This window comes from Polaromonas sp. (genome assembly GCF_013817205.1).
GTDB lineage: Bacteria > Pseudomonadota > Gammaproteobacteria > Burkholderiales > Burkholderiaceae_C > Polaromonas.
This window is the reverse complement of the sequence record NZ_JACDDD010000012.1, coordinates 44,665-56,853: the sequence shown is the minus strand read 5'-3', so window position 1 is coordinate 56,853 and position 12,189 is coordinate 44,665. Positions and strand designations below refer to the sequence as shown.

The 12,189-nt window shown below is 63.5% G+C and carries 8 protein-coding genes and 1 pseudogene; 3 read left to right on the top strand and 6 right to left on the bottom strand.

Annotated elements, in window-relative coordinates:
- The 4 genes from H0W47_RS04805 to H0W47_RS04790 all read right to left on the bottom strand — a co-directional run.
- Nucleotides 1–1,959, bottom strand: a 1,959-nt coding sequence (locus H0W47_RS04805) for a filamentous hemagglutinin N-terminal domain-containing protein (protein WP_296921395.1), incomplete at its 3' end; no start/stop codon positions are given.
- A 32-nt stretch (nt 1,960–1,991) separates the two neighbouring features.
- Entirely contained in the window at nt 1,992–3,620 is a 1,629-nt protein-coding gene (locus H0W47_RS04800; RefSeq protein ID WP_296921393.1) for a ShlB/FhaC/HecB family hemolysin secretion/activation protein, read from the bottom strand.
- A 476-nt stretch (nt 3,621–4,096) separates the two neighbouring features.
- Nucleotides 4,097–4,573 (bottom strand): peptidylprolyl isomerase, encoded by a 477-nt coding sequence (locus H0W47_RS04795; RefSeq protein WP_296921390.1) that lies wholly within the window; start codon nt 4,571–4,573, stop codon nt 4,097–4,099.
- Between the two features lie 86 nt (nt 4,574–4,659).
- Nucleotides 4,660–5,562: a LysR family transcriptional regulator ArgP gene (locus H0W47_RS04790; protein ID WP_296921388.1), complete on the bottom strand. Its 903-nt coding sequence runs from the start codon at nt 5,560–5,562 to the stop codon at nt 4,660–4,662.
- Nucleotides 5,563–5,643: 81 nt separating this feature from the next.
- Here H0W47_RS04790 and H0W47_RS04785 point away from each other — a divergent pair, with 81 nt between their 5' ends.
- The 3 genes from H0W47_RS04785 to queC all read left to right on the top strand — a co-directional run bounded on the left by H0W47_RS04785 (nt 5,644) and on the right by queC (nt 10,037).
- Entirely contained in the window at nt 5,644–6,936 is a 1,293-nt protein-coding gene (locus tag H0W47_RS04785; RefSeq protein WP_296921386.1) for a D-amino acid dehydrogenase, read from the top strand.
- 213 nt (nt 6,937–7,149) lie between these two features.
- A complete protein-coding gene (locus H0W47_RS04780) occupies nt 7,150–9,279 on the top strand; it encodes a TonB-dependent receptor family protein (RefSeq protein ID WP_296921384.1) in 2,130 nt (709 codons plus the stop codon).
- A gap of 50 nt (nt 9,280–9,329) precedes the next feature.
- On the top strand, nt 9,330–10,037 hold the full coding sequence (gene queC / locus H0W47_RS04775; protein ID WP_296921382.1) for a 7-cyano-7-deazaguanine synthase QueC: 708 nt from the start codon (nt 9,330–9,332) through the stop codon (nt 10,035–10,037).
- Here the strand turns inward: queC and H0W47_RS04770 are convergent.
- Nucleotides 10,010–10,335 (bottom strand): annotated as a pseudogene (locus H0W47_RS04770) (antibiotic biosynthesis monooxygenase). The gene queC and the pseudogene H0W47_RS04770 overlap by 28 nt on opposite strands.
- Nucleotides 10,332–12,146 carry an ABC transporter ATP-binding protein/permease gene (locus H0W47_RS04765; RefSeq protein WP_296921380.1) on the bottom strand — a complete coding sequence of 605 codons (1,815 nt, stop codon included), beginning with the start codon at nt 12,144–12,146 and terminating at the stop codon, nt 10,332–10,334. Before H0W47_RS04765 ends, H0W47_RS04770 begins: the two are co-directional and overlap by 4 nt.
- Nucleotides 12,147–12,189: the final 43 nt, after the last annotated feature.

Here is a 12,189-nt window from a genome sequence, read left to right as displayed (position 1 = left end):
GTTCAGGGTCGTGGCCGTGATGGCCAGGGTGCCCACGGGCTGGCCCGTTGCGTCGCGTCCAGCGGCGTGCTCGATCTTGCCTTCAACGTTGCTCAGGGTGTTGGCGGCCAGGGTCAGGCTCTGGCCGTTGGTCGCGATGCGGCCCAGGTTGTTGTCCAAGCTGGCGCTGACTTGCAGGGTGGTGTCTGCCCCACCGCCCTGGGTGATGTCTCCTTGGCGGTTGTTCAGGCTGGCTGCTGCAATCTGCAGTGGCCCATGGGCGGTGAGGCTGCCGCCCTGGTTGTTGAGCTGCCCGGCCTGGATGCGCATGTCGCCTTGCGTGCGCAGGCTGCCGCCCTGGTTGCTGACGTCGCCGCTGGCCACATGGAGCTGGCGCAGGCTTAGCGTGCCTGCATCGTTGTTCAGCCCATTGTGGCTGCTCAGGTCCATAGGGCCTGCTGCGCTGATGCGCCCCGCGTCGTTGTTTAACGGGCCGCTGATGCGCAGCGCTCCGCTCTGCAGCACCACGGCCTGTGCTGCATTGCCTGCGGCTGTGTCGCCTGGCGCGCCTGGCGTGCCTGGTGTGCCTGGTGTTGTTTGGCCGGTCGTTGCGCCTGTTCCCGTTGTTCCAGATGCTCCAGTGCCCCCTGTGGAGCCCGTGCCATCGGCTGCAGGGGTGGTGCCGGTGCTTGCAGGCGTCTGGCCTATATGCCCGCCAGCGGCGTTGGACAGGCTCTGGCTTTGCAGGCTCAGGGCCTGGATGCCGGTTTGCTCAATGGTGCCGCCTCGATTGCCAAGGCTTGCGGCGCTGACATCCAGGCGTTGGGCGTTCAAGGTGCCGCCGCTGTTGTCCAGCGCGCCTGGCGTTGCGAGCGCGAGCGTCTGGCTGGCGCTCACGAGCCCGCTGTTGGCCATGCTGCCGCTGCTTTGAATTTGGGCGTTGCCGCTGGCCTGAATGCTGCCGCTGTTGGTGAGCCAGCCGTTCGTTTGCAGCACCAAGTCTCCGGCGCTGGCGCCTATGACGCCTGCGTTGCGCACGCCTACCCCGCCCTCAGTGCCTACCAGGGTGATCTTGCCCGCATACATGCCGCCCAGCAGCGCCACATCGAGTGCAAATGCAGGGGCCGCGCCACTGCCGGCGATGGGCGTGGCAGATGTCTGCGCCTCATCGACCTGGTTGGCCCCGGTGGTGACTTTGAAATCGTTAGCCCAGATGCCGGCATTGACTTCGACTGCACGGGCGATGATGCCGGTGAAGTCGGTGCGGCTGCTGTCCAGACCGGCGCCGTCAATGCGGACCAGGCCTTTCTGGACCACATAGCCTTCCAAGTTGCCAGCCTTGATGATGGGCGTGCCGGTAGTCAAGGTGGCGCGGCTGGCGTTGATGAAGCCGCCGCCGTTGATGTTGATGCCGGACGGGTTGGCAATGATCACCTCAGCGCGCTGGCCTGCTACCTCGATATAGCCGTTGATGTAGCTTGGGCTGCTGGAGTTGATCTGGTTGACGATCTTGCGCGCAGAGCCCGTTGCCAGCCAGGGGTTGCCCTGCACCCAGCCGCCCAGTTGGGTCTGGGCGTTGGTGCGGCTGTTGTTGAGGATGACGCCATGGGGGCCCACGTTGAACAAACTCAGTTGATTGATCGACACTCCGGCGCCCGAAGGCGTGGTGATGTTCTGCAGCGGCACGCCGTTGGGCGCCGTCAGCACCGTGGGGCGCTGGTTGCCGGGTGCGCTGGGGTCAGCCACAACTTGGGCCTGGGCCACCGGCAACCACTGCGCAAACCCGCCAAGGGCGCAGAACACGGCAACACTGAGCGCCTTCAGGCTGGGGAAAGTTGCGCCGCACAGTGAGGCGGACCGCGACGCTGCACAAGACTGCGTGGACCCCGTTGCCTTGCCGCAGCTACTGGCGCTTTCTGCCACAGCCATGCGCTGGCCCCGTTTGGCGTTGAAGATGATGCGGTGCAGGTGTTTGTTCATGATGCGGCTTTTCTCGAAGATCTCAAATAAAATCAGAAGCTGTAGTTCAGGCTCACGCCGACCGTGTTGCGGGCAGTGACGAAGCCTTGGGGCTTCTCCAGGGGGCGGCCTGCAAACAAGTCATAGGTCAGGGCTTTGAAGCTGCCGCGCAGGCCCAGTACAGCGCCGGTCAGGCGACGGCTTGACAGAAATTCGGCCAAGGGACCGCTGACCTCGCCGTGGTCAAGTCCGGCATACAACTCCTGGCCGCTGTTGCCCAGCGCCACACCCAGGTCGTTGCGCAGCAACCAGCCGCGCTCTGCAACCAGGCTGGAGTTGCCGTCAAAACCGCGCACGGTGTAGCGCCCGCCAATGGCAAAGCGGTCTTGCGGGCTCAAGGGGCTGCGGTTGGCCTGCGCCCGAACGCTGGCGTTGTACCTGAACTTTTGTTGAGCCAACTGAAATGGCGCGGCGAGGGCGACATCGAGCGTGACCAGCTTGAAACGCGACGTGCCCTCGCCAAAAGCTTCTTCCGGTGCCGGCAGGGCATGAAAGGCACCGGTGCCGCGCTTGTAGGCCAGGGTGGTGTCCAGCGTGGACTGGCCAATGAACTCGCGGTGGTGCAGTGCAGCCTGCCAGCCACCGACCTTGCGCCGCTGCACCTCAATCTCGGTGTCGTCGATGTAGTTGTTGGAGCTGCGGTAAAACGCGCCCATAGACAGCGTGGTCTTGCGCACGGCGTCGCGGTAGACCAGACGCGACAGCTTGAGCTCGGCGTTGTGGCTGGTGCCGCGGTAAACATAGCTTTGGCTCAGACCCGCAACGGATTGCCAGTAACGGCTCTTGCTGGCGGTGGCGCCCAGCAGCCAGTAGCCCATGGGAACTGAGTAGTGCAGCGTGCGCCCCCGGGTGCCGCGATCGCCTGCGTCGCCGCCGCCCAGGTCACCATTGAACGACACATAGAACAAGTCGTTCAGGCCCAGCGGGTTGTCCCAGGACAGTGCCAGGCCGCCTTGGTATTTACCGGTGCCTTTGGAGCCGCTGTCATCAGCCGACAGCGACAGCCGCAGCGGAAAGGCCTGTTTGTAGCTGACCACCAGATCACTCTGACCGGGCAGTTCGGCCGGCTCGATCTGGATGTCGGCTTCGGCGGTCGGGACGCGCTTGAGGTTCTCCAGGGTCTGCTCGACGTCACGCAGGTTCAGCACGGTGCCGGGTTCCACCGGCGCGGTGTTTCGCGGCACCGGGTTGGCGTTGCTCCCCGGGGCGGAACGGATGGCGCGAATGCTGCCCGGAAGTACGGTCAGTGCGAGGCTGCCGCTTTTGAGGTCTTGCGGCTCGGCCAGCACGCGCGAGGTGACAAAGCCCCGGGCCACCAGCGCGTCCTGCGCGCGCTTGAGCACCAACTGAATACCCTGCGCGCCCATGCAGCGCCCAAGAGGCGAATCGTCAGTGGCGGGGCCGGCGAGGGTGCCGAGCAGCCAGTCAAACTGCTGGGGCGCCGTACCTTCGCCGCGCAAGGTGATGCTTCGGATCTCGAAACATGGAGTTTCGGAGGCTGGCAAGCGGGCTTGCCCGCTCTCGGGCTCGCCGCGCAAGCGCACGTCGGGTGTTGCTTCGAGTTGCTCGCGCAGAGCTTTTTCCCGCTCCTGCGCCCGACGCTGCTCCTGGGCCGCGTCCACTGTCGGGGCAGGCTGGGCAAAGGCGTTCGATGCAGTTAGCAGCGCAACGCTTCCTCCGACAACACTAGAGGTAAACCCTGAACGCCAGGATTTGCGCCACGCAGCGGCGAGGCCTGGCCGGCCGGGCGACATGAATGGATGAATGATGACGCTCCCAAGTGCTTGTTTTTTATAACTATTTTCCCAAGAATAGGGAAAACAGCCTGACATGGGGGGCGATCTTATGGCGGACGAGCAGGAAAACGGCGAGTTTTCGCGCCTGTTACTTATGCCGTTAAAGCATATGTAAACATATGATAAGAGTATTTATTAATCTAAATAGCAATTTTCAGAGAGGAGTGAGGGAATTAGCCGCGAAAACTGAACTCCGAAAGGGCTGAACAGGGTGTCGCCAAAAACATACAACCTGGCGCGCTGTCAGCGCAGAAAACCCAAGGGCCAGAATTTTGGGCCTCCAAAAATTGCAGCAGCAAGCCTCAGTGGTGATGCCCGTGTTCGCCATGCACGTGGCGGTGCGCAATCTCCTCTTCGCTGGCCTTGCGCACGTTGGTGACGGTCAGGCTGAAACGCAGGGCTTTGCCGGCCAGCGGGTGGTTGCCGTCCAGCAGGACGGTGTCGCCCTTGATTTTTGTCACGGTGAAGGCATGCGGTTTGCCGTCGTTGTCGCGGCCTTCAAGCTGGCCGCCCACTTTCACGCCCGGGGGAAACTGGCTTTTGGGGATTGTCCGCAGCAGGCCTTCATCGCGCACGCCGAAGGCATCTTCGGGCTGCAGCTCAAGTGTGGTCTGGTAGCCGCGCGTTTTTCCGTCCAGCGCTTCTTCGATCTTGGGCAAGGTGTTGCCATAGCCGCCGTGAAGGTAAACCATGGGCTCCTTGCCTTCTTCAATCAGCTTGCCCTGGATTTCGGAAACCTTGAAGCGCAGGGTCACGGCAGTGTCTTTTTCGATGTTCATGGGAGTGTAGGAGTTGGGAATATATGAAGACTGCAGCAAGGCGCCATTCTCGCGCAAAGGTCAAAGCCGGGTGTTGGCGGGAGGTCTCAGGTGAGCAGCTTGGCCGCCTCTGCGGACAGCGCGGCTGAAATCGAGTCCAGTACCGCCGATTCGAGGTTCCAGCAATGCCAGAACAGCTGTACAGGCAGCGCGTGTTTGGGGGCCACATTGACCAGCTCGCCGCTTTTGATCGCGCCGCGAACCAGCAGCTCTGGCAGAACGCTCACCCCCCATCCTGCGCGCGCCGCGTGCAACTGGCCTTCGGAGCTGGGAACGAACAGCTGGCACAGGGCAACCCGCTTGAGCCCCACCGCCTTGGCGACAAATTCGCTTTGCCCGTCGTCCTTGCGGTTAAAGGCCACGTAGGTCACGTTGCGAAAGTTGGAGGCATCCAGCCCGCCCGGCAGATGCGTTTTCGCATACGCCGGCTCGGCCACGGCCACGTAATCCATGGCGCCCAAGTGCGCCACCTTGCAGCCGCGCAGGGCCTGCTTCAGGGTGGTCACGCAGCCCAGCACGTGGCCCTGGCGCAGCCAGTCGTGCGTGAAGTCCTGGTCGTCAACAATGATTTCGATGGGCAGGCCCTGCTTCACCAGTCCGGTCAGGGCGTCCAGCGCCCAGCTTGCAATGCTGTCGGCGTTGACGGCAATCGAGATGCGCTCTTCTTCGCGGACACCGCCCGACAGGCCCGGCGCCAGCTCTTTCAGGTCGCGCTCCAGGTCGGCGCGTATCAGGCGCAGCTGGCGCGTGTGCTTGAGCAGAAGTTTCCCTGCAGAGGTGGCCTTCAACGGCCGGCTGCGCACAATCAGGATGGCGCCGACCTGACCCTCCAGCACGCGCAGTCGTTGCGAGATGGCCGATTGGGTGACGTTCAGGCGCTGGGCGGCGCGTTCAAAGCCGCCTTCTTCCACAATGGCGGCCAGACACTCCAGGGCGAGGGGGTCATACATGATGTATTAGCCTTCCTAATGCTTTTATAAAGAGTTTAACGAAGCTGTTAACTTGCAGCAAGCTCGTACAGACTAGCGCCCATGAAAATCATTGTGATGGGTGCCGGCATCATCGGCGTTAGTACCGCCTGGCATCTGGTCCAGCGGGGGCACGAGGTGACCGTGGTCGACCGGCAGGCTGGCGCCGCCATGGAAACCAGTTTTGCCAATGCGGCGCAAATTTCCGTGAGCTACTGCGAGCCCTGGGCCAACCCCGAGGCGCCCGCCAAGCTGCTCAAGTGGATGTTCCGCAACGATGCGCCACTGCTGTTTCGGCCCACGCTCGACTGGCGCCAGTGGCGCTGGGGCCTGCAGTTTCTGAGCCAGTGCACTGACGCAGCTTTTCGCCGCAACGTCGAGCAGATCGTGGCGCTGGGTGCGTACAGCCACGAAGCGCTCAAAGACATTGTTCAGGGCACCGGCATTAGCTACAACCGGCTGGAGCGCGGCATCGCGCATTACTACACCGACCAGCGGTCGTTTGACTCCGCAGCCGGGGCAGCGGCTCTGATGCGCGACTTCGGCGTCAATCGCCGGGTGGTCAGCCGCAGCGAACTTTTCGAGATCGAACCCGCTTACAGCTCTTTTGCGGACCACATTGTGGGCGGCACGTACACCGCCAGTGACGAAAGCGGTGACGCGCGCGTCTTCACGCAGGAACTGGCGCAAAGGTGCGAAGCGGCCGGTGTGCAGTTTGTTTATGGTCACGACATCGTGCGGCTTGAAAAGGCCGGCGATGAAATTGGCTCGGTACACCTGCGCAAGCGCAGCAGCGGTGAAGCCATGCACTGGACAGCCGATGCTTTTGTGGTTGCCTGCGGATCGTGGTCGGCGCCCCTGCTGCGCACGGCGGGTGTCGATTTATCGATCTATCCGGGCAAAGGCTACAGTGCCACCTTCAAGCTGCTCAAACCGGCACTGGCCCCTTGGGTGAGCGCGATTGACGACGAAGTCAAATGCGCCATCAGCCGGCTGGGCGACACTTTGCGCGTCGCCGGCACCATTGAAGTGGGTGGCTACGGGATGTCGCTCGACACACCCCTGGCCAAAGCCCGTTGCCAGATGCTGGCCGACCGTATCGAGCAGGTCCTGCCCGGTGTGTGCGACACGCGCAATGAAGCGCAGGGCGGTGAACCCGGCTTCTGGACCGGCCTCCGACCAGCCACCCCTACCAACATTCCCTACATTGGCAAGACCAGCGTTGGCAAACTTTGGGTCAACGCTGGCCACGGCACACTGGGCTGGACGCATGGCGCCGGTTCGGGCAAGGCGATGGCCGAGTTGATTGATGGCCAGCGCCCCGCACTGAAGTTCGGCTTTCTTGGGTCACCCTAAGGGATTGTTGGGCTTGGGAATCGTCGGGTGAAAATCGACCACAGCGGTTCCCTTTTCACCGTCTTTTTGTCCCATAGCCAAGGAGGACTCCTGGCACCGACCATTCGGTAACAACAGGCTGATACCCCGCAGCAGGCGGCGTCTATTGGCGCGTTGCACCCCAGGCATCACGGCTGCGGGCAGAATCAGTGCAACCAAAACGCTGGCCTGTCCGTGAAACCCTTTTCTTTCCTTTCCGCCGTTCCTGCCACCCTGTTGGGCCTTGCATGTGCCGCGCAAGGCGTGGTTGGCGCGCAAACCCTGGCGCCCGTGACCGTCACGGCGACGCGCACGGAACAAGTGCCCTTCGATGTGCCGGCTTCGGTGGACGTGCTCGACGGCGAGCGCATGCGCAGCGACGGCCGTGCGCAGCTCAATCTGTCGGAAAGCCTGTCGCTGTTGCCGGGTTTGCTGGCGCGCGACCGGCAAAACCAGGCGCAGGACCTGCAGCTCTCGGTGCGAGGCTTTGGCGCGCGCTCGACCTTCGGAGTGCGCGGCGTGCGCCTGTACGTGGACGGTATCCCGGCCACCATGCCCGACGGCCAGGGACAACTTTCGCATATCGACCTGGCTTCGGTGGGCCGGCTGGAAGTCCTGCGCGGCCCTTTCTCGGTGCTGTACGGCAACTCCTCGGGTGGCGTGATGCAGGTGTTCACTGAGGAGGGGCAGGGCTCTCCAATGCTGGGCGGCAGCGTGGCAACCGGCTCTTATGGCTTGCGGCGCGCCGACGTCAAGGCCAGCGGCGCCGCCGGGCCGATGGGTTATGTGCTGAGCGCCGGCCGTTTGAGCACCCAGGGCTTTCGCGCACACAGCGCGGCCGAACGCGAAGGCGCCAACATGCGGCTGGACTGGGCGCTGGCGGGCGACAGCAGCTTGACCCTGCTGGCCAATTCTGTGAAGGTGGAGGCCCTGGACCCGCTGGGCCTGAGCCGCGCGCAATTCGATACCGCACCGCGCAGCGCCGACCCGGCGGCGACCACCTTCAACACCCGCAAGACGGTCAGCCAGCAGCAGATCGGTGCGGTCTACGAGCGCAAGGTCGATGCGGACAACCAGCTGCGCCTAATGCTTTATGGCGGTGAACGCGCGACCACGCAGTTTCAGGCTATCCCGGTGGCAGTGCAGGCCGGCCCGCAGCACCCGGGCGGTGTGATCGGCCTGGACCGCAACTACGGCGGGCTGGATGTGCGCTGGACCACACGCACCACACTGGCGCAGCGTCCGCTGGAAGTTGTCGGCGGCCTGGCTTATGACAGCATGAATGAGCGGCGACGCGGCTGGCAGAACTTTCGGGGCGCAACGCTGGGCGTGCAGGGCGCTTTGCGGCGCGACGAGGACAACCGTGTCACCAGCCTGGACCCTTATGTGCAGGCGACCTGGAAGCCGGACCCGCGCTGGACCCTCAACGCCGGCGTGCGCCACAGCCGGGTGAATTTCGAATCAGCCGACAACTTCGTCGTGGGCGCCAATGGCAACGACAGCGGCAGCGTGACCTACAGCGCCACTCTGCCGGCAGCTGGCGTGAGCTTTGCGCCCTCAGAACAATGGCGGGTGTACGTGGCCGCCGGGCGCGGTTTTGAGACGCCGACCTTCAACGAACTCGCTTACCGCGCCGCAGGCAGCGGGCTCAATTTCGCGCTGCGGCCTTCGCGCAGCGACAACCTCGAAGCCGGCGTGAAGTGGCGCAGCGCGCAGGGCGCTGCGATGCGCGCCGAATGGACAGCGGCGGTGTTCCATACGGCAACGCAAGATGAAATCGTCACGCAAAGCAACACCGGCGGGCGCAGCACCTTCCGCAACGCCGGCGCCACGCGGCGCCGGGGCCTCGAACTGGCGGCCAGTGTCGCACCGGCGCGGCATTGGCTGGCGCAGTTTTCCTACACTCTGCTCGATGCGCGTTACCGCGACGCTTTTGCCTGTGTCGGTGCGGCCACCTTATGCCCCGCGCCGCAGGTGCCGGCCGGCAAGCGCCTTCCCGGTACAGCGCGCAACGCCCTGGCCATGGAACTGGGCTGGCGTCCGCCCACCGGCTGGCGCAGCGGTGTCGATGCGCGTTACCTGGGCAAGGTCGCGGTCAACGACTTCAACACCGATGCCGCCGCGTCGTTTGTCACGCTGGGCGCACATGTGGGCTATGTGTTCGACCTGGCGCGCTGGAATGTCGCCGCGACCGCCCGGGTCGACAACATCGCTGACCGCAAATACGCCGGCTCGGTCATCGTCAACGAGGGCAATGGCCGCTACTTCGAGCCGGCCGCCGGCCGCAATTACGTGCTGTCGCTGTCGGCCAGTTACCGCTTTTAAAGCGGTGCGCGGGCACAATAGCCGCTTTGCCGCTGCCCGATTTTTACGCCATGCACACCACCGCCCTTGTTCTGTTCTCCGGAGGCCAGGACTCCACCACCTGCCTGGCCCAGGCGCTGTCCAAATACGAACGTGTGGAAACCGTGGGCTTTGATTATGGCCAGCGGCACAGCGTGGAGCTGCAGGCACGACTGGTGGTGCTGCGCGAAATCAGGGCGCAGTTCCCGCAGTGGGCGCACAAGCTGGGCGAGGATCATTTCCTGGATCTGGCCGTGCTGGGCCAGGTCAGCGAGACCTCGCTGACGCGCGATACGGCGTTCAAAATGGAAAGCTCGGGCTTGCCGAATACCTTTGTGCCTGGCCGCAACCTGCTGTTTTTGACGCTGGCTGCGGCGCTGGCCTACCGGCGCGACCTGCAGGTTCTGGTGACAGGTGTGTGCGAGACCGATTTTTCTGGCTACCCCGACTGCCGCGATGACACCATGAAAGCCATGCAACTGGCTTTGTCGCTGGGCATGGACAAACGCTTCCTGATCGACACACCGCTGATGTGGATAGACAAGGCGGCCACCTGGGCGCTGGCCGAGGCGCTGGGTGGCCAAGCGCTGGTAGATCTGATCATCGAGCACACGCACACCTGCTACCTGGGCGACCGTGAACACCGCCATGCCTGGGGTTATGGCTGCGGCCAGTGTCCGGCCTGCGCGTTGCGGCTGCGCGGCTACGCTGCCTACGCGGCTGCGTTGTCGAAACCGTAGTCGCGTTCGACGCGGGCAATGCGCGTCTTGTACTGGCGGTACCAGTCGGCCCGCCCTGTCTGTTGGGCCACCAGGTGCTCGGCATTGGCTTTCCAGGCTTTGATGGATTCCAGATGGCGCCAGTAGCTCACCGTGATGCCCACGCCATCGCGGGCAGACTCCACGCCCAGAAACCCGGGCTGCTGCGCCGCCAGCTCGAGCATGCGGTCGGCCATGTCGCCATAACCTGGTCGACATCTGTGCGCACTGAGGTGAAGATCACGGCGTAATAAGGGGCAGGTGGTGTGGTGGCAATCATGCGCTTGTCTCCTTGAGCTGGTACAGCGCCGGCGAGCCTTCAGGCTGCTTTTCCAGCTCCCAGCGCTTGCTGTGAAATGCTGCGACTGTCGGCCGGTGCGCTATTGAAACGATAGCGCCTCCTGCTTGTTGTGTCTGGGCTACCAGCCGTTCATACAGTGTTTTTTCGGCTGCTTCATCGAGCGCGCTGGTGGCTTCGTCGGCAAACAGCCAGGCCGGCTTTTTCAGCAGCACGCGGGCAATCGCCAGGCGCTGCTGTTCGCCGCCAGAAAGCTTTTGGCCCCAGCTGTCTTCATCGTCCAGCCGGTGGGTCAGCTTCGGCAGCAGGGCGTCTTCCAGCGCCTGCCGGAGTTGCGCGTCGCTGTAGGTGGCCGCCGGCTGCGGGTAGGCCAGCGCGTCACGCAAGCTGCCGTTGGGAAAGTAGGGGCGCTGCGGGATGAACATGGCGTTGGCCGGCAGAGTGGTCCGGCCACGGCTGAAGGGCCAGATCCCCGCGAAGGAGCGGAACAGTGTCGACTTTCCGCTGCCCGACGGGCCTTTGATCAGCACGTTTTCACCGGCTGCGGCATGCAGCGACAGGTCTGCCAGCAGAACCGCGCCACCCGGAAGCGCCACAGTGAGATGCTGCGCCTCAAGGCCACCGGCAGTTTCGCCGGTTGCTACTGAATTGATAGCTGCTTGCGCCCGCTGCGATTGGGCCAGAGCCACAAAACTCTCTTCAAATCCGGTCAAGCGGTCGGTGGTGGCGCGCCAGGCCGCCAGGCTGCTGTAGTTGTCGACAAACCAGCTCAGCGAGTCCTGTACCCGGCCGAAGGCCGACGCAATTTGCATCAGCTGCCCGAGCTGGATGGCGCCGCTGAAAAACCGCGGTGCGGCGACGATGAAAGGGAAGACTACTGCCGCCTGGCCGAAGAAGTTGGTGAACCAGATCAGGTTTTTCTGCTTTTTGATCAGCGTCAGGTAGTTGGCCAGCACGGTGGCAAAGCGGCTGTCCAGTTGCACCCGTTCGACGGCTTCGCCTTTGTCCAGCGCAATCGATTCGCTGTACTCGCGCACGCGCACCAAATGGTGGCGGAAGTCGGCCTCGTAACGCTGCTGCAGGAAGTTGAGCCGGATCTGCGGCCGGCCGATGTAATGGGTAATGATGCTGCCGACCGTGCAGTAGAGCACTGCCATCCAGACCATGAAGCCGGGAATGTTGTAGCTGTTGCCGCCCAGCGTGAAGGCAAATGGCCCGGACAGGCTCCACAGGATGCCGACAAAACTCAGCAGCGTGACCACGGCATTGAGCAGGCCCATGCTCAGTGAGATGGTGTAGCTGGTAAACAGGTTCAGGTCTTCCTGGATACGCTGGTCCGGGTTGTCCGGCGTTGCCGGGTCACTGCCGGGGGTGCCAGCGTAGCGCGCCAGCTCCATCTGGTAGAAGGCCTTGTTGGCAAGCCAGCGCTCCAGGTAGTGCGCCGTCATCCAGGCGCGCCAGCGGATCTCCAGCAGCTGCGTCAGGTAAAAGCGGTAAACCGCGATGATGATGAAGGCAAAGGCCAAATAGGTGAAGCGGCCCAACTGCTCCCAGAACACTGGCTGGTTCTTTTCCTGCACCGCGTCGTAGAATACCCGGTTCCACTCGTTGAGCAGCACCAGCATGTAAACCGCCGCCAGGTTGAGCAGCACGATGGCCAGCAGCAGGCCGCGGGCTTTCAATTTTTCCTCTGACTGGAAGTAGGGCCGCGTCAGCGCCCAGGTCTTGCGGCAGAAATCCTGAAAGGATGCGATTTTGCCGGACGTGGTGGAAGCCGGAGGGGTCGTGACCATGGGGTGTTGTCCTTCTTGAGCGGGATGGACGGAGTGTAGTGGG

Coding starts and splice junctions, on each gene's coding strand:
- H0W47_RS04795 (WP_296921390.1), bottom strand. CDS start 4,573: ATGAACATCGAAAAAGACACTGCCGTGACCCTGCGCTTCAAGGTTTCC.
- queC (WP_296921382.1), top strand. CDS start 9,330: ATGCACACCACCGCCCTTGTTCTGTTCTCCGGAGGCCAGGACTCCACC.
- H0W47_RS04765 (WP_296921380.1), bottom strand. CDS start 12,146: ATGGTCACGACCCCTCCGGCTTCCACCACGTCCGGCAAAATCGCATCC.
- H0W47_RS04785 (WP_296921386.1), top strand. CDS start 5,644: ATGAAAATCATTGTGATGGGTGCCGGCATCATCGGCGTTAGTACCGCC.
- H0W47_RS04790 (WP_296921388.1), bottom strand. CDS start 5,562: ATGTATGACCCCCTCGCCCTGGAGTGTCTGGCCGCCATTGTGGAAGAA.